General features: G+C 63.2%; 20 protein-coding genes and 1 pseudogene. 13 read left to right on the top strand and 8 right to left on the bottom strand.

All coding sequences use genetic code 11. The features are described 5' to 3' along the window. The first annotated feature begins 168 nt into the window (after positions 1-168). A complete protein-coding gene (locus VKR55_RS01610) occupies positions 169-966 on the top strand; it encodes a transglycosylase SLT domain-containing protein (protein WP_324399043.1) in 798 nt (265 codons plus the stop codon). Positions 967-1,203: 237 nt separating this feature from the next. On the opposite strand, the gene VKR55_RS01605 is transcribed toward VKR55_RS01610, so the two are convergent. Beyond that, positions 1,204-2,742: a WD40/YVTN/BNR-like repeat-containing protein gene (locus VKR55_RS01605; protein ID WP_324399042.1), complete on the bottom strand. Its 1,539-nt coding sequence runs from the start codon at positions 2,740-2,742 to the stop codon at positions 1,204-1,206. A gap of 236 nt (positions 2,743-2,978) precedes the next feature. On the opposite strand from VKR55_RS01605, the pseudogene VKR55_RS01600 reads away from it, so the two are divergent. From VKR55_RS01600 to VKR55_RS01590, 3 genes and pseudogenes are all read left to right on the top strand, one after another. Further along, positions 2,979-3,200 (top strand): annotated as a pseudogene (locus VKR55_RS01600) (lytic transglycosylase domain-containing protein); the annotation flags it as partial. Between the two features lie 913 nt (positions 3,201-4,113). Further along, a complete protein-coding gene (locus VKR55_RS01595; RefSeq protein WP_324399040.1) occupies positions 4,114-4,509 on the top strand; it encodes an MAPEG family protein in 396 nt (131 codons plus the stop codon). Between the two features lie 103 nt (positions 4,510-4,612). Further along, positions 4,613-5,665 carry an alpha/beta hydrolase gene (locus tag VKR55_RS01590; RefSeq protein ID WP_324399039.1) on the top strand — a complete coding sequence of 351 codons (1,053 nt, stop codon included), beginning with the start codon at positions 4,613-4,615 and terminating at the stop codon, positions 5,663-5,665. Between the two features lie 41 nt (positions 5,666-5,706). Here VKR55_RS01590 and VKR55_RS01585 read toward each other — a convergent pair whose 3' ends face one another. Together VKR55_RS01585 and VKR55_RS01580 are read right to left on the bottom strand one after the other, a co-directional pair. Continuing rightward, positions 5,707-6,369, bottom strand: coding sequence for a methyltransferase (locus tag VKR55_RS01585; protein WP_324399038.1), 663 nt, complete (start codon positions 6,367-6,369; stop codon positions 5,707-5,709). Between the two features lie 229 nt (positions 6,370-6,598). Further along, positions 6,599-6,868 (bottom strand): DUF2312 domain-containing protein, encoded by a 270-nt coding sequence (locus VKR55_RS01580; protein ID WP_324399037.1) that lies wholly within the window; start codon positions 6,866-6,868, stop codon positions 6,599-6,601. A 101-nt stretch (positions 6,869-6,969) separates the two neighbouring features. On the opposite strand from VKR55_RS01580, the gene pdxY reads away from it, so the two are divergent. From pdxY to VKR55_RS01560, 4 genes are all read left to right on the top strand, one after another. Further along, entirely contained in the window at positions 6,970-7,830 is an 861-nt protein-coding gene (gene pdxY / locus VKR55_RS01575) for a pyridoxal kinase PdxY (protein WP_324399036.1), read from the top strand. Between the two features lie 84 nt (positions 7,831-7,914). Beyond that, a complete protein-coding gene (locus VKR55_RS01570) occupies positions 7,915-8,322 on the top strand; it encodes a hypothetical protein (protein WP_324399035.1) in 408 nt (135 codons plus the stop codon). Between the two features lie 242 nt (positions 8,323-8,564). Further along, complete coding sequence (locus VKR55_RS01565; protein ID WP_324399034.1) at positions 8,565-8,795, top strand: DUF6894 family protein; 231 nt, start codon at positions 8,565-8,567, stop codon at positions 8,793-8,795. Positions 8,796-8,806: 11 nt separating this feature from the next. Continuing rightward, positions 8,807-8,974: a hypothetical protein gene (locus VKR55_RS01560; protein WP_324399033.1), complete on the top strand. Its 168-nt coding sequence runs from the start codon at positions 8,807-8,809 to the stop codon at positions 8,972-8,974. A 57-nt stretch (positions 8,975-9,031) separates the two neighbouring features. On the opposite strand, the gene VKR55_RS01555 is transcribed toward VKR55_RS01560, so the two are convergent. Both VKR55_RS01555 and VKR55_RS01550 read right to left on the bottom strand, forming a co-directional pair. Beyond that, the gene (locus VKR55_RS01555) at positions 9,032-10,297 is read right to left on the bottom strand and encodes a DUF2066 domain-containing protein (RefSeq protein ID WP_324399032.1); all 1,266 of its coding nucleotides are present in this window, start codon (positions 10,295-10,297) and stop codon (positions 9,032-9,034) included. 393 nt (positions 10,298-10,690) lie between these two features. Next, the gene (locus tag VKR55_RS01550; RefSeq protein ID WP_324399031.1) at positions 10,691-10,939 is read right to left on the bottom strand and encodes a hypothetical protein; all 249 of its coding nucleotides are present in this window, start codon (positions 10,937-10,939) and stop codon (positions 10,691-10,693) included. A 254-nt stretch (positions 10,940-11,193) separates the two neighbouring features. On the opposite strand from VKR55_RS01550, the gene VKR55_RS01545 reads away from it, so the two are divergent. The 3 genes from VKR55_RS01545 (at position 11,194) to VKR55_RS01535 (ending at position 12,428) form a co-directional block, all read left to right on the top strand. Then, positions 11,194-11,619 (top strand): COG4315 family predicted lipoprotein, encoded by a 426-nt coding sequence (locus tag VKR55_RS01545; protein ID WP_324399030.1) that lies wholly within the window; start codon positions 11,194-11,196, stop codon positions 11,617-11,619. Positions 11,620-11,756: 137 nt separating this feature from the next. Then, the gene (locus VKR55_RS01540; RefSeq protein ID WP_324399029.1) at positions 11,757-11,960 is read left to right on the top strand and encodes a hypothetical protein; all 204 of its coding nucleotides are present in this window, start codon (positions 11,757-11,759) and stop codon (positions 11,958-11,960) included. Between the two features lie 78 nt (positions 11,961-12,038). Continuing rightward, positions 12,039-12,428: a hypothetical protein gene (locus VKR55_RS01535; RefSeq protein ID WP_324399028.1), complete on the top strand. Its 390-nt coding sequence runs from the start codon at positions 12,039-12,041 to the stop codon at positions 12,426-12,428. A gap of 84 nt (positions 12,429-12,512) precedes the next feature. Here the strand turns inward: VKR55_RS01535 and VKR55_RS01530 are convergent, their stop codons facing one another. Beyond that, entirely contained in the window at positions 12,513-12,743 is a 231-nt protein-coding gene (locus tag VKR55_RS01530) for a hypothetical protein (RefSeq protein ID WP_324399027.1), read from the bottom strand. Between the two features lie 214 nt (positions 12,744-12,957). Between VKR55_RS01530 and VKR55_RS01525 the strand changes: the two genes are divergently transcribed. Both VKR55_RS01525 and VKR55_RS01520 read left to right on the top strand, forming a co-directional pair. Continuing rightward, entirely contained in the window at positions 12,958-13,842 is an 885-nt protein-coding gene (locus VKR55_RS01525; RefSeq protein WP_324399026.1) for a hypothetical protein, read from the top strand. 147 nt (positions 13,843-13,989) lie between these two features. After that, positions 13,990-14,895 (top strand): hypothetical protein, encoded by a 906-nt coding sequence (locus tag VKR55_RS01520; protein ID WP_324399025.1) that lies wholly within the window; start codon positions 13,990-13,992, stop codon positions 14,893-14,895. A 9-nt stretch (positions 14,896-14,904) separates the two neighbouring features. On the opposite strand, the gene VKR55_RS01515 is transcribed toward VKR55_RS01520, so the two are convergent. Together VKR55_RS01515 and VKR55_RS01510 are read right to left on the bottom strand one after the other, a co-directional pair. Beyond that, complete coding sequence (locus tag VKR55_RS01515; protein ID WP_324399024.1) at positions 14,905-15,267, bottom strand: cytochrome C; 363 nt, start codon at positions 15,265-15,267, stop codon at positions 14,905-14,907. A 131-nt stretch (positions 15,268-15,398) separates the two neighbouring features. After that, positions 15,399-16,571 carry an acyltransferase gene (locus tag VKR55_RS01510; protein WP_324399023.1) on the bottom strand — a complete coding sequence of 391 codons (1,173 nt, stop codon included), beginning with the start codon at positions 16,569-16,571 and terminating at the stop codon, positions 15,399-15,401. Between the last annotated feature and the right edge of the window lie 51 nt (positions 16,572-16,622).

Raw genomic sequence — 16,622 nt, 5'->3', positions numbered from 1 at the left:
ACATACGCCTCAAACCGCCTTTCGCTATCCCCACCTTCCCTGAGATCCATCCGGCCCTCCGCCTGCCAAATTATGAATCTCTTCAATTACTTGATTCCTTGGCACCCGTGGACGCGACCGAATGACTCAGTAGGACTAACCCGCCCTACGAGCTCTCCCACACGACGCATGCCAAGAAAAAGCAAAAGCCTCCTCCCGCGCCTGCGCCGCTGGCGGCGGGGCGCACGGTGGGCGTGGCGCAAGCTCGCGCGAGCGCCGCGGATGGTTCGGATCGTTGCCACCGTGGTGATCCTGCTCGCGGTCTTCTCGCTCACGAACCTCGTCTATCAGGTGATCCGCAAGCCGACTGAGCTGTTTGTCTTTGTCGACCACGCGCTCGACAAGGAGCCGGCCGAGACGTGGCGGCAATACGGGCCGCTGTTCCGCACCTATTCCACTGATACGATCACGCCCGAATTGCTGGCCGCGCTGGCGCAGGTCGAGAGCTCTGGCAATCCGGTGGCGCGCACCTACTGGCGCTGGCGATGGAGCCTCAATCCGTTCGCGATCTACCGGCCCGCCTCCAGCGCCGTCGGCCTCTATCAGATGACGGACGCGGCCTACGCCGAGGCCGCGCGATTCTGTATCCGCGACAACGCGGTCACCGATACCGGCTGCGGGTCTTCCCTCCTCACCCTCCGCGTGATCCCGAGCCATGCCATCGAGCTCACGTCGGTGTACCTGGACCGCAATGTGGCTGATGTTCTCGCCCGCGCCGGCGATGTGACGCCAAGCCCGAGCGAGAGGCAGGATCTCGCCGCCTTCATCCACCTCTGTGGCGCGGGTCCCGCCACCGCTTTCGCGCGCCGCAACTTCCAGATGATATCAGGCGAGCGTTGCGGCGATCACCTCGTCGCAGCCTATGTCGCCAAGGTCAATGCGATGAAACGGCAGTTCCTGCGCCTTGCGGCGAATGGCGGGAATTAGCCCTCAAGGCTCTCTCGCCGTCATTGCGAGGAGCGCAGCGACGAAGCAATCCATTCTTTCTTCGGAGAGACATGGATTGCTTCGCTTCGCTCGCAATGACCCCCTTTCCAGGTGCGACGATTGGCTGACGCCAACTATGCGGGGCTGTGAAAATGGCGCGGCGGCCTTTGCAGTCGCGCCAGGTTTTTGAGAGACAGCCTTTCAGTCCCCCTGCACCGAGTGCGTCGTCGGCATCCATCACTCAGCCGGCACGGGATTGGCTTCCCGGCGCTTCTGCAGCGTGAGTTGCGCCGCTTTTTGCTCCTTGCGCAATTGCTCGAGGCGGGCGTTGAACTGTGCGACGTTTTCGTCTGTCCTCGGGAATGGAAGCTCACCAAGTTCAAAGGCCTCCGTCAAATGCTCGATCTCGGCCTCGAGCGAGCTCACCCGCTCGTCCTCCCACTGCCACCGGTCCACGATCCGCACCCATGATTGCCAGGGTTGTTGTCCGTTGACGGTCTCCGACCACGCCATCACGGAGATTCCGAACTCCGGGAGGCTATCGCAATCGAAATAGTCTCCGAAACCAATCCGGAAGTTCGGGGATGGTCCTGCCGCCGACCATGGACCGTTATCCGCCTCCAGGGTCTTCCACTCATCCTCATCTTCAGCCTTGAGGTGCAGAAGAATCGAGTACTTGCCGAGCGTCTGATCGTAGACCACGCTGCCGCCCTGGAGATCGCCGTGCCTGGTGCAGGAGAGACAGGGCCACATGTGGATATCGCCGGCTCGCTTCGGATTCACATTGACCGGATTGCTCCATGTCGCGCCGTGATCATGGCTCGACGTATACATGGGCACCCGCTTGGTGCTGTCGATGTACAGGACATGAAGGCGGCCGTGTCTGTCGATGGCCACGTTCGTGCCAGGGCTGGTGAGCGCCCCGCCTTCATACGAGAGCGGGCCGGCGATCGCGCTCTCAGGCGCGTTCCCGGCAACGATCGTAGTCGGGCCGGTCCACGTCTGGCCCTGATCGTGGCTCGCGTAGATCTTGAGATTGTTATCCAATGCGGCATAGATGATGTAGAAGTGCTTGTGGTCATAACTGACCAACGGCGCCGTTCCGATGCCACGATCGGTGAAGTCGTGCACGGTCCAGTTCAAGCCACCGTCCAATGTGAATGCGCAGGCTTCGGTGTTGATGCGATCGAAGCCGCAGAGCGCGATCTTGCCGCGCGCCGCGACAGCCGTCTTGTCGCCGAAACCGAAAGCCGCCGGCTGACTCCAGGTCAAGCCGCCGTCTTGACTGACGACGCACACCGGAAAGAAGCCGCCCTGCATCGTTGCATAGTAACAGTTGTGTGAATCGTCGAAAGCGATTCCCGCCCCCTCGTCCGTATTGGTGAGGACGGTCACCGTCTTCCACGTCAGGCCGCGGTCCTTGGTGACGTAAGCGGTGTTGGTGAATTGTGTTCCATTGAAACTGGCCGCCCCCGCAACGATGTTGCGCGGATTTTTTGGATTGATGGCAACCGCGGTTTCGTCGCTTCTGTCCAATGACGGATCGCTGACTTCGATCGCGTGCGTGTGCGGAGGGTGGTGTGGATGATGCTCGTGAGCGACCTTCGGTCGCGCGAAAGGAACCCCGACGCCAAAGCCCTCGCGTTGCCTTGCCTGGTGGATACTCAGGGCGGTATTGCTGACGCGCCCTGCGAGCAACCTGCTCGATATCTCCTTGTCCGTCGGACGCACGGCGGAATCCGGATTTTTGAAATGCACGTTCGGTGTCCAACTCATGCTACTCTCCAATGATTTGAGCCAATATGTTGTCGCGTCACGCGAAACCGGCCGTTTGTCCGTCAATCAAGACAATGATGCCGGCCACACGTGTGACATCGGAAGTTCCTTACGCCTGCGACTCCTGCCGGTCGCATATGGCGCAAAACGGGAACTTTCATTCCGCAACAATTTCAGGTTACGCGTGCCCCAACATGAAGAGTATGATTTGGCTCACAGTGTCGATCTGACCTGGCCTCACATACGCGGGCGATGTGACAGCAAGCCCGAGCGAAAGGCAGGATCTCGCCGCCTTCATCCACCTCTGCGGTGCGGGTCCCGCCACGGCTTTCGCGCGCCGTAATTTCCAGATGATCGCCGGCGAGCACTGCGGGGATCACCTCGTCGCAGCCTATGTCGCCAAGGTCAATGCGATGAAACGGCATTTCCTGCGCGTTGCGGGAGATGACAGAAATTAGGTCCCTGGTCTCTCGCTGTCATTGCGAGGAGCGCAGCGACGAAGCAATCCATTCTTTCTTCGGGGAGACATGGATTGCTTCGCTTCGCTCGCAATGACGGCGGGGTGTGGACTACCGCGATTGCCCGACCGGGCAAATCGGTCGACCACCAGCCTCGCCTAATCAGAACGATGTCAAGGCCTCGCGCGAAAAATATTTCGCTTCCGTTTTTCGGAAAGCAATGGTTATCTCCGCGCGTCCCGCTCCACACGAGGGGCGTTTCGCGATCGTCACGGACGTTGGCGGCGGGATGCGGTGGACGTGAAGGTGTTCAGCGCGCTTTACGCGCGTCGACGAAAACATCCTTTGCGGACGGCCAAGCCGTGTGGTCCTGATCCCCCGACGCTGGGATCAAGTTGGCGGATGATGATCCGCCGATGACGGGGACTATCAAGCCCGGCACCCCGGGGAGAGCACGGAGCAGCCGTTAAAACCATTGCGCAGGGAAGGCCGGATGCTCCCGTCGTACCTGTGTAACTTGCGTGCGTGCTTTCTTCAGTTTGCACGCAAGGCTCGCGGGTGCGGCGCGCACCCGGTCTTCCCTGCGCCCTCCTGATTTCGAGGGACGCGGAACGACGCATCACCCGGGCATGTCATGCCGCGGGAATGCGAAAGCCTGCCCTCTTTCGCTCTTTGACAGGTTGAATCCCTTTTTACGACGGCGCGACCCAACCCCCGCGAGTGCTCCGCAGCAAGCACAGACTGCAGGGCGGATTGGCCGACTGCGTCCACCGTAGCTCAACGAGCGAAGGCGGAAGGCGGAATCCGCCATTTGTTTGCTGAGAGTCGGCGGGTTACGCTGGCGCTAACCGCCCTACGGACTGAACGCGTCGTCATCTCCCACCATCCCTGACTTCATGCCCGGAGGAGAACCTTGACCACCGAACTTCGCATGTTGATTTGCAGCGTGGTGCTCGGATTTGTCCACATCATCGCCGCCTCGCATGCCGCCAGCCTGCAGCGCGGCTATCGATGGACGGCGAGCGCTCGCGATGACGCGGTGGCGCCGCTCATCGGCGTTGCCGGCCGACTCGGGCGGGCCCTGCGCAATTTCTCCGAGACGTTTCCCCTGTTCGCGGCGCTGGTCTTTGCCGCGCAGACGATAGGCCGCCACACCGCACTCACGGAATACGGCACGGTTCTCTATTTCGTGGCGCGGCTGATCTACCTGCCGCTCTACGCCTTTGGCGTGCCGCTCATCCGCTCCCTAGTCTGGAACGTCGCAGCGCTCGGCATGGGGCTGATGCTGGTGGCGCTGGTGTGGGCATAGACGCAGACCGTGAAGCTTCGCTTCACAGGCCATCTCCATTAGTGAGGATAGTGCCGCACCGAAAGCAAGCCTAGGTTCGTCCTCATCAGAAGGAGTGACGGCCATGGCTACGAACACCCTTGCTTTATCCAGGTCCGGATCAGAGTCCGGATCAACCACTGACCGCAGCGCATCGCGGGATGTCGGAGGCGCGACGCGTCCGATCGCGCGCGACGACGTCTCGGCCTGGTATGACGGCGGCGAGCGGATTCCCTATGACCCGACGCGCCGCGCCATCGGCGGCCGCGAGGGCGCGCTCCGCGTGTTCGTGCGGACCGAGGGCGACACCTCGCACGCGGTGAGCTTCCTGCCGGGATACCCGGATGGTTCGATCGGCTGGGCGAAGGTGCTGCCCCATTTGCCCGCCGCGTCCGTCATGCCGAAACTCTTCCTCGACTATGTCGGCATGGGCGACAGCGACAAGCCCTGGGATTACGCCTATTCCACGGCCGAGCGCACCGACCTCATCGAGGCGATCTGGCGTGATCTCAACGTCAGGTCCACGACGCTGGTCGCCTTCGACTTCTCCTCGCTTGTCGTTCTCGAGCATTTGCGTCGCCGGCTCGAGCGGGCCGCGCGCGGCGAGAGCGAGGGCGGACCGGAGATCCGCGGCGTCTTCATCTTCAATGGCGGGCTCTTCACCGACGGGCACTCTCACCCGTGGTTCACCACGCCGGTCCTGCGCCGCCTGCCCGAGCGGGCACGCAAGCGTCTGGGACGCTCGTTCACCCTGTTCAAGCTGACGACGAGGGTGATGTGGTCCAAACGCTATGCTCTCACGGACGCCGAGGTTCGCACGGTCCTCGACGCTCTCAACCGCCACGATGGCGCCTTCTACCTCGGCGCGGCGGCGGGCTTCGCGGCCGATCACAGGGCGCAAGGCGAGCGGCTGGACTTCGGTCGCCTCTTCATGGCCTGGCGCGAGCACTTTCCCTTCCTGGTCGGCGGCAGCGACGACGACGCGTTCGAGCATCGCCAGGTCGACCTCGCGGAGCAACGTCTTACGCGCTTCGGCCTTGCGATCGCGCGCCTTCCCGGCGGCCACTTGACAACGTGCGAAGAGCCGCGTGCGCTCGCCGAGCTCATCGCCCGCTTCGAGCGGGACAACGCGAGGTGACGATCGTAGCTACGCAGGGTGGGTTAGCGACTTGCAAGCATTCACGCCGGACGCAATTCGTAGATCACCAGCGTTTCAAGCAAGACGCGCTGTTGCCTGATGATCCGCGCCACAAATTCAGCTTGCTGCATGGCGGACTCGATGAATTTGAGATCGGCATGGGACGACAGAATAAGATACATGACACCGTCGGCGGCGAGCCGCCCGCGGGCCTGCTCGAACAGCGGCATGATATCCTTGTACCCTGGTCCGGCGCGCCAGGCCCGATCAGCGACATCCCAGGCCTTTCCGTCACACCAGGGCGGATTTGTCAGGATCGTATCGAACCGAGACGTCGGACTGATCGCCGAAAAAAAATTCGAAGCGAGGGGAAAGACGCGATGCTCGAATCCGTTGGCCCGCGCATTGGCCGCCACTGAGGCAACGGCATTGGGATTGATATCGACAGCTACGACCGTCGATGCACCGGCCCGCGCAGCCGCCAGCGCCTGCAGACCCGAGCCTGTGCACACGTCGGCGACGGTCTTGCCGGCAAGATCAAGCCCGCCAATGAACTCGGCAAAAAACGCCGGCGCGCGGTAGTAACGCGGATCGTAAACCGTTGGACGGATGGTGAGCTGAAATCCCGCGACAAGCGCCTGCCGCGTGCCCGGTCGCTTCAGCAGGACATAGTAACCTATGACGTGAAGAAGGCTGAGGACCAATCGTTTTGCGGACTCTCTTGGTGGGCCGTAAGATGGCATCGTGACGATCGCGCCTGTCGCTCAGCGAGTGAGCCATGACTATGGCCTGACAACGACCGACACTAGGCCGAGTTCCCAACAATCAGTCAAGGCGTAGGGTGGGTCCGCCAACGGGTCCGCGCTAGGCGCGGCCCGATGATAAACTCCGCTTAGCCCACCGTGATCAGCGCGATCCCACCCTACGACTCCCTCACGCTGCCTTCGCGACTTTCTCCGGCTCCGCCTGCTCCATCGCGCGCATGTAGAGATCGAGCAGGCTTTCGCGCTCGTCGCGCTCGTCCTTGTCCTGCTTTCTGAGCTTGATGATCTCCTTGAGGATCTTCACATCGAACCCTTCGGCCTTGGCTTCCGAAAACACTTCCTTCTTCTGCTCGTTGAGCTCGGCCAATTCCGAGTCCAGATTTTCGATCCGCTCGACGAACGAACGAATCTTGCCGCCGGGAATGGTGACGTCAGACATGGTGCCTCCCTCGTGAATGAGGCCGTGAAAATGACCGCAAAGAAATCACCAATGTGTTAAGCCTGCCGCTCGGGAACCCGGAGTCTTTTTTTGCGCGCATGATGAACGTCATTTCCATCCAGTCCCAGGTTGCCTACGGCCATGTCGGCAACAGCGCCGCCGTTTTTCCCTTGCAGATGCACGGCATCGATGTGATCGCGGTGCCAACGACGCTGCTCAGCAACCGGCCGGGCTATCCGACGCTGCGCGGCCGGGTGCTTGACGCAAAGTTTGTCGGCGAACTTCTGCAGGGCATCGAGGAGCGCGGCGCCGTCGATAGCGCAAGCATGATCCTGTCGGGCTATCTCGGCTCGGCGGAGATTGCGGGCGTGGTCGCGGACTTCGTCGAACGCGCCAAGGTGCGCAACCCCGCTTTGCGCTATGCTCTCGATCCCGTGCTCGGCGATCGCGACCGCGGCCTGTTCGTGCAGGCCGACATTCCGCCGCTGGTGCGCGACCGGCTGTGCGCGCTCGCCGACATCATCACACCCAATCATTTCGAATTCGAGTGGTTGTGTGGGGCAAAGGCGAGCACCATCGATCAAGTGATCGCGCAGGCGCGCGCGCTGATGGCGCGCGCTCCATCAACGATCGTGATCACGTCAGCTGAGCTTGCCGACACGAGGGATGGCGAGATCGACAGCCTTGCCGTCGAGCGGGCCCGCGCGTGGCGCGTGCGCACGCCAAAGCTGCCGATCAGCCCGAACGGCACGGGGGATCTCTTCGCCGCGCTCACCGTCTCGGCTCGCGTTCTGGGCAAGGACACGCCGGCGGCACTGAGCCACGCCGCCTCCGCGATCTTCGCCGTGCTGGAGCGCACCGCGGCGCGCGCCACGGAAGAAATGCGCATCGTCGAGAGCGCCGAACAGCTCGTGCATCCGAAGCGCCGGTTCGAGGCGGTCCCTTACCTCGCAAAAAGTTGATTTTCTTCCCCTATTCGCGACTTGATTTTCCGTTTCTCTCGAAACGCGCGGTACTTGATTGATGTTTTGGATAGGTAAGAAGCAATGACTGATCAGTCGTCGGCTCTTGGAGCCGCAGGCCGCGCGCCATGCCGGCTTCCAATCACGACGCCGATCCCATCGATCGCACTCGCCGCTTGCGTGGTTGCCCTTTCGCTCATCGCGATACCACCTGCGCAGGCCAAGCAGGCATGCAGTGCCGCAGCCGGCTCGAGCGGCTATTGGTCCTGGCGCATGATCGACGGGCGCAAATGCTGGTACCAGGGCAAGCCGATGCTGGCGAAGTCGTCGCTGGAATGGCCTGCCGAGACGCCGGCACATGCGGAATCCGCCGCGCACGCTGCAAGCGTTGCGCCGGAGCAGCGTGGCGATCCCATGGATGCGGAGGCGTCGCTGCCGGATGGCTCCTCAACGTTCGACGCGCTCTGGCGGTCCAGGATCGAGAACCGCTAGGCGTGTGTTAGCCGCAAGGCATGGCGTTGGAAGGCGATACCTGAAAATTTGTCCTACCGCGGTGAACGCGCCGCCTGCGGGACGCGACTGTTGGCCGAGCGGCGCACGACACATCTCTGGAAATTGATTCGAATCGTCTGGATTCCCCGTAACTTCCCGATGGGGGATCATCCGGATTCTCAAGCACCCATCGGCGCTGCTATCCCTGTGCTGCGAAGCTGATTTGCCACAGGAGGCGGACGATGACTGAGGTCTATTTCCATTGCTCCGACGCCCAACATGTCTTCCTCGATCGGCGCGGTGCCGCCATGGATATCATCGAGGCACGTGAGCACGCAGAGCGAATGGTGCGCACGATGCTGATGACGCCGAGCACCGAGGATTGGCGGGAGTGGGTCCTGCACGTCACCGACGATCTCGGCGCGGAAATCTTCGCGGTGCCGTTCGCCTCCGTCCTCGGTCGACTGCACTAGGGGAGGACGCCATGCCGCTGCATCGACGTCTCACCGTGGCCATCTCGAAATGGCAAACGCTGATCGGAGTCGTGTTCAATCCCTACCGGCCCGAGCTGCACTATATGCGCGGGCCCGGCCCGAAATGGCACGCCAAGCACCGGGCCACGCAAGCCGGCCGGCTGGCTCGGCGCGCGTGACCATTTCCGTTATTTCCGGGCGCGCGGGCCGGCGCGCTCGACACACGATCCGAAGGGCTATTGCGGATCGCCATTCCCCGCCAGGATTTGCGCCGCGCCGCCGATACCGCGCCGAAAAGTCTCATCAAAGCTGAGGCCGCGAGACTGCCAGCGGTGCGGCCGCCCCTGCCAGTCCATCTGCCATTCCGTGATCCATCCAAGATCGTCGTCGCTCCAGACAAGGCGGCCGAGGAGAGCGATGTCGCCGCCTTGCTCGGCCACGACGGCGGCGAGTTTCGACGATGGCGTGCCCGTCAAGTCGGCCGCGTTGACGTTCGATCGCGCCAACGCCGCAACCGTTGGCAGCGCGATGACCATGCCGCGCAGGTCCGAGGCTGCAAGCAGCGAATCGCGCTGCAGATCTGTCGACTTGCCGTCCGACGACGTGACGATCCTCGCGTGTCCGCCCTGCTCCATCACGACAAAGACACCGAGACTCGGCCGGGGCGAAGGCCAGGGTTTGCGGCCGAGCTCTCCCAGAATCGCGTCGATCTTCGTTTCATCGAAATAGGCGATGAGATCGTAGGGCCGGTCGCGGCTGCCCTGCTCGTCGCGCTTGGGAGTGCCGGCCATCTGATCGCGATACTCATGGTCGTGAACAAACTGTCCTGCCTTCGCCTTGTAGGGCTCCAGTCGCGGATCGCCCACGAGGCTTGGGTCGGCTGACACCTTGACCAGCACCTCCTCGAGGCACGCCGCAAAGCCGGTCGTGCGGTTCTCTACCCCCTGTCCCGTCACAGCGGTCTGCGCGCGATAGAGATAATCGGCCGTGTTGGGCGAGCCGAGGCCATAAGCCTGGTGCAGCTCTGCGACAAAGATACGGTCGACAAATCGGACCAGCGCGTCGACGACCCTGTCATCGGAGATCGCATCCTGCTCCAATAGCACCACCGGTTGGATTTGACGGTCAGGAAGAAAGCCGCTCGGGGATGAGCCGCCCGCGATCACCAGATTCAAATCGCTGCCCTGCTGCGTGATATGCTGCCGCTTGATCGACAATTCCAGCATCAACTGGCGATCGAACCCCGGCAGATCCGGCTTGATGCAGCGTGGCTCCCACCACACCTTCCTTCCCCGCCGCTCAATAGCTTCGATCCTGACGTGAACGGCGCCGGCGACCCGCTCGGCGAGGTCGTTGCGTGTCTTCGGGCTCGCATCTCCCGTCAGCTCGGAGACATGGATGCAGATTGGCTCGAACAGCGAGTACCAGCGCGGCGATGCGTGGGCCGCAGGGATTGCAGCGAAATGCACCAACAGGAGGGCCGGCACGAGCGGCCGGATCATCGTTTGCCAAGTCAGGCAAAAGGACCGTTTGGGCTTCATCCGGATCCGGTACGCGCCATCGTGTGCCCCGGCCCCTTCTACCGCACTTCCGCGAGAATCTGGAGTGCGTGCGACGGATTTGCGCGCGGCGCGCGGCGCGCGGCGCTGCAAGAAAGGGCGCCCGGCATTCCCTGCGCCCTCGTTTTGAGGGTGATGCTGACGCAAAACTCGGGCAGATCGTGACGCGGGAATGCCGGGGTATGGCTAGTGACGGCGCCACAGCGCCGTTGCCCGGATCAGCGACGTGTCCGGGACGATCCCGCATATCGTAGAGTTTACCGTCGGGCGCGCATTCGCGCGACCCGATGGCTCATGCGGGCTAGAAGCACCAAGTGCCGTTGAAAATCGAGTCCGTTACGCAGCCTCGGCGGCCGCTTCCGGCGCGGGTTCGGGCGTTGGCCGCGAGCCTAGCACCGGCAGGCTCCACTCAGGCAGCAGCTTGTCGAACTCCTCCGGTTGATAGGCCTTCCCCTCGCCATCGGTGACCACGACCTTCCACCCCTCGCTCGAAAAGATCTTTGCCTTGGCGACGATGAGCAGGCGGCTCTCCCGCTCGTAATTGACTTTCTCGTTCTCGCGTTCTGCGATCATCTTGTAGGCCACGCTTGTTCCCCGTCTTCTTCGTGCCTGTTCCCACCCGCGGTGGAGCCTGCCGGCCGGCTTTGGCCGCAATTCGCCGCTCGCGTGGCGATTTGGTGAAGTGCACAGGCGCGTTCGCCACAAATGGGCGCAGGGGTTGCCCACATTTCTCGCAGCCGCTCGAAACCTGGAACTAACGATCAGGCGCTATCATCGCTCTCCGTTCGGCGCTTAACGCGCGATTAACCCTGTGTTTTGCACCTTCCTTGGGGGCACTTATGTTCAGGACGTTGATGGTTGGGGCAGTGCTTTGGCTTACGGCGAGCGCGGCTGTCGCGCATGAAGGCGAATCGGCTCCGCCGGCGCGCAAGGGCCCGCAAATGTCGCCGGCTCAGGTGGTCACGACCGAACGCGGCGCCATGTTCGTCGATCCCAAGGGCATGACGCTGTATTATTTCGACAAGGACGACAGCGGCAACAAGTCGAATTGCAACGGTAAATGCAAAGAACGCTGGATTCCGTTCACGGCGCCGGGCGACGCAGAGGCGACCGGCGACTTCACCCTGGTCAACCGCAACGACGGCAGCAAGATGTGGGCCTATCGCTTTCGCCCGCTCTACACCTCGCAGGCCGACAAGGCCCCGGGCGACGCCAACGGCGCCGTTGCGACCACCGACTGGCACATCGCCCGCCCGGCGTATTGATGGCGAAAGCCTGCGTCAGTGCAGCGCAGCAAGGGACGAAGTACCCACGACGTTCTTGAAACGCGGCGTCGAACGCAACATGATGTTGGCTGCTCGATGTCGTGAGGCGCGCGACGGTTCAAGGGAGAACAGCAGACGTGACCGACTTCAGCTCGTTGTCCAATCCGGAGCTCGACCGCCGTATCGCGATTTTGCGCGACAATATCCGCCAGCTCATGGAGCAGGCAGCCGCGCAATCAGGCGCTGCCAACGAGGAGCGCACCGCCGAGCGCATCGCAGTCCAGAACGACGAGCTGGAGGCCTTGTTGAAGGAGCAGGAGCGTCGCACGGAACAGAAATAGCGCCCTCGCCTTTGCGCGTGCACCTTGCGTCCTGCGCGCGAGGCGCGTTAGCCTCTCGAAAAACAGGGAGGCCAACCGATGCGGCACCGCGCATTCATCACGTTGACGATCGGCATGATCGCTCTTGCGGCACCCGCTCGCGCGGAACCTCGCAGCGCCTACGTAACGATGATGTTGCAAGCCTTCGCTGCCAAGGTGAAATGCCACAACACCGATGTCGTCTATCAGGATCTGGTGCAGAAGGCCCACGACATGCAGCAGCCGGACGGCACCACCGAATCCGTGCGCAAGGCCATCGCCTGGCTCCTCACCGGCGGCAAGATGGGCGAGCGCGGCGATGACGAGCTGATGCGTGAGGTCGCTATTGCGACGCAGACAACCGACTTCGACCAGAGGCGCCTGGGGATGGAAGCGTGGTGCGACACCCAGAAGACGAAGCTGGCGGGCTTCATCCGCACCACGAATTAGCGCGCGCAATTCATCCAAAGACCGCACACAGGACAAAGGCCCCGCTCGGACTCGAGCAGCGCCTTTGGGATGCGCAATGGCGCGTCAGTGGCGGTCGGTAACGAGCACGACACCCGCCGCCGGCGCGACGGGCTTGCTGGCGTCAGCGGCGACCGACGGTGCCTGGGTCGCGGTCGAGCCGGCAGGTTGGGGCTGGGCGGCAGCTGTGGCGGCCTGCTGCTCGGTGCTGGCTTGGCGGTTCCAGTCGCAGGCGACGGCCGACTGTGCGGCCAGAGCGACGGCGGCAAACATGGTAGCGGCGACAAGCGTCTTCATGGCCGGCTCCTCGGATCGAATGGAGCCTTATACCACGAACCCAGCCGCTTTCGAATGTCGTGACCCCATCACGAACGCGTAAGCCGTACAGGCGCGACCGCCGATTACTGTGCGGAACCGGCCGCAATGTCATCCAACTTTCCGAATATTCGGCCGACACGTTAAACTTACATCCGATTCGGCGGGTGATCTCCTTTGAAGCGAGGTTTTGCTGATGGCATTCTTCAGGCGTGAGCTTGGTCCGGTCGAGCGGTTCGAGAATGTCTTGCAGATCAAGCAGGCGGAGCGCGACAAGCTCGCCGGCCGGCTCGGCAGCGCCGAATCGGCGCTGATCGAGCAGCGCGCCGCCGCCGAGCGCCTTGCAGTCGCCGGCGCGAGCAACGCCAGGCTGGAAAAGGCCGAGACGAAAATGCGCGCCGATGAGGAGCGCGCCCGGACGCTGCGCACGGAACTCGCCGACCTCGACGAGCAGATCGCCTCGACCGATCGCGCCTTGAGTGACGCGAGGGCGCAACGCGACCGCGAACAGCTCGCCAACAAGATCGAGACGCTGGCTGCCGCGATCGAAGGCGCCGTCCCGGGCTTCAGCGCCGGCGCCACCGCGCTGGTCGATGCCGTCGCCAAGGGAGCGGTACAAGTCGCCGAGGCCGCGCGATTTTCGGCCAGCGTGGACGCGGTGCGGCGAGAAGTGCTCTCCGCCGCCGACCTCGTCTGCTGGGAGCTTCGCACCATTGCGGTGCGCACGCGCGCCGGCAATGCCAACGTCACCTCGGCCGCCCCCGCCGAGGCCGAGCAGGTGCCCCAGATCCAGATCGAGCGACAGATGATCTACACGCTCAATCCGCTGTTGTGGCGCGAGGGTAGCGAGGTCAAGACGGCGCCCGCGTTCGCGATGGTGCGGCTGCCGAAGGGGCTGTTGCCGCTCGCGCTGCGACATCAACATGTCGACTATCTCAACGCGCGGCGCGTTCAGACCTTGATGCACGTCCACGGCAGCGGCGAGACCAAGGCCGAGCCTTCGTCAGACGATCCGCAGCTCGTCGATCTCGACGCGCTCGCCGCTTCCGAGCAACAGAGTCCCGAGGCCGATGTGGCCTGAGGAGCCGCGATGGGCGCCGTTAACGGTTTCGGCAAAATGGGTTCGAAGCCGCAACCTCTCCACGCTCTCGCCTTGCTTTGGTCAAACCCGGCTGGCGCTGTGGCCGCCGGCAGGGATGGGTGACATTGGGCTTGCAAGGGGACGCCAATGGTTTCCACGCTGGATACCGGCGAACACGATCCGCACGACGTGCTGGAGATTTCGCCCGACGTGGTTTTGGTCGCGCGCGCCGCGGCCGATTTTCCGTCGCTCGCGCCGGAGGTGAAGGGCCATCACGACCGTGAGCCCTCCATGGGCTCCGCTGACGCGGCGGTGCCAAAGGTCGATGCGACCTTCCGCGCCTCTGATACATCCGGCGAGCGGTCTGTGCACGGCAAATGGCTGCGGAGTGCCGCGATGGCCTTCGTGTTTGCGCTTTGCAGCGCGCTCGCGGCCGCCGGTTGGGAGCGCTACGGCGACGAAGCGAGGGCGACGCTTGCAAATTACACGCCGCAGGTGGCGCTGAGCTCGTTGCTGCCAACGTCGCTGATCACCGGCAGAGCCGCGGTTGCCACGCCGGCGGATGCGCCTGCTGCGCCCGCCGCCGCGACGGACCAGGTTTCGCAACCCCCGCCCGCGCCCCAGCAGGCCGCAGACAGCAGCGCCGCGCCGGCGGCGGCCGCTGCGCCGGCTGCGCTGCCACCCGAGACGGTTCAAATGCTGCAGTCGATGGCGCGCGACGTCGCGAGCCTGAACCAGCAGCTCAGCGAGCTCAAGGCAAGCATCGCGGAGCTCAAGGCCGGCCAGGATCAGCTCAGCCATGAAATGGTGGCCAGAGAGCCGAAAGTTTCCGCGGCGAGGCCGGTCGAGCCGCGCCCGACCAAATTGGGCGCGCCGCCACGGCCGCTCGGAACGCTGGTCACGCATCGCCCGAAGCCGCCGAGCTACTACCCGCCGGCGCAGGCCGCCTATGCGCCGCCTCCGCCGTCGATGGCTGCCCCGGTGCAGATCGCACCGGCGCCACGGCCCGATCCCGATACCGTGGTGGTGCGGCCGCCCATGCCGGTGCAATGAGTTGACATCCTAGCGCAGCGGGATCGACGCGGGAGGCCGCGGCGGCGCGCTGGGTTGGGATGCGTGCGCAGGGGCGCGTTTCGCCGAAGCGGGATGTGATCGACCGCGCGGCGTCTCATCGAGCGTTTCCAGATACGACGCGAGCGCCCAGGCGGAGCCCGAATTGCTCACATAGTGCTGTTGCAGAAAGAGATAGAGCGACAGGCTGAAGCGGCCCTTGCTCAATCCGCGCGCACTGTGATGACAGGTCGCGCAACTGTCGGCAAACAGCTTCGCTCCCGATTTACCCTGGTCGAGATTTTGCGCATGCGCCGCTGCAATCATCGACAGCGCAACCGCGCCCGGCGCGAGCAAGCCACGCGCCCACAACATCACCCTCATTCTGTCCCGCAAATTGCATCCACCGTGGACGAAATATGGCGGCCAACATTGTCAAAGTGACGGCGGCTCACCGAGCAGACCGGCTCTTCCTTCCATAACTTGGCGGCGCAATTGTCGCATGCTCACGAAATCATCTTCGCGACGACCGATATCTTGCGCAACGCCGCCGCGGCGGCCCAGCTTGTCGACAACGTCACCACGAACACGATCGCGAATTTCACAAAGGCCGGCAGCGGCGGATATGAGAGGAGATATTGCAGCCAGAGCAGCGGAATGAAATGCAGGAGGTAGATGCCATAGGCCTGCCTCTGCATGGCATCGAGCGGCCAGAGCCGCGATCGCACAAAATGCAGGAAGATCGCCGGCACCGAAAACGTCATCGACGCGCAGAATGCTGCAAACGCGACTCCGTAAGCGGTGTGCCACCACAGCGGCGGCGATCTCAACGCGATCAGACCGGAATGGTGCACATAGACGAGGACAACGATCGCGCCATAGAAGGCCAGCGCGAAGCCAAGCCACACGCGCCAACGTTTTGCCGAACTTCCGCCTTCCGCCAGAAACGCCTCACGCAAGCCCGCCGCACCGGCGGCGAGGCCGCACAGAAAATAGCCGGCATAGAGCAGGATGCGGCTGGTCTGGATCACGATCGGATAGCGGCCTGCCGTGAACCAGGCAGAATCGCCGAAGGTGAGACGAAGCGGCAGGTAGATGATGATCGAGAAGGCGACGAAGAGCGCGAAGGCTGACATCGGCCGCCTATGCAACCGATCGGCGCCGCGCCCGAGCGACTCGATGATCTGCGGTGCTGTCGCCCACACGAGCGCCGCGGCCGCATCAAGGGCCAGCAGCACAAGCAGGAACCACGCCGATCCCACCGGCCAGGTGCCAACGCGAATCAGATGCCAATAGAACTCTGCGAAATCGAATTGCCCGAGATAATAGCGATAATAGGCGAGCGGCATGATCACGAGGATCGAGACGAGATAGGGCACGCCGATTCGCCAGAGGCGGCTTGCGAGATAGTTGCCGGCTCCCCTTCGTGCCAGGCTGCCATGGACGAACAGGCCCGAGATCAGGAACATGCAGGGCATGAAAAAGCTGTCACAGAACAGCACGACGCCGTCGAAACCGATCCAGCGCATGCGGTCGCCGCCGATGCCGTAATAGGTGTAGTTGATGACCGAGTGGTAAAACACCACGAGCAGCGTAATGAAGGTGCGCGCACGGTCGAGCGGAACGACGCGATCCGCCACCTTCGCACCCTGCCCGTCGCTGTCCCGCCGCATCGCCATCTGCTCTCGCGTGAGGATCGCCTGCGCGAAAATTCTAGCATGTGGTTGCAA

Source organism: Bradyrhizobium sp., from assembly GCF_035309285.1.
GTDB lineage: Bacteria > Pseudomonadota > Alphaproteobacteria > Rhizobiales > Xanthobacteraceae > Bradyrhizobium.
The sequence above is the reverse complement of the archived record's forward strand: the minus strand, read 5'-3'. Positions and strand labels throughout refer to the sequence as shown.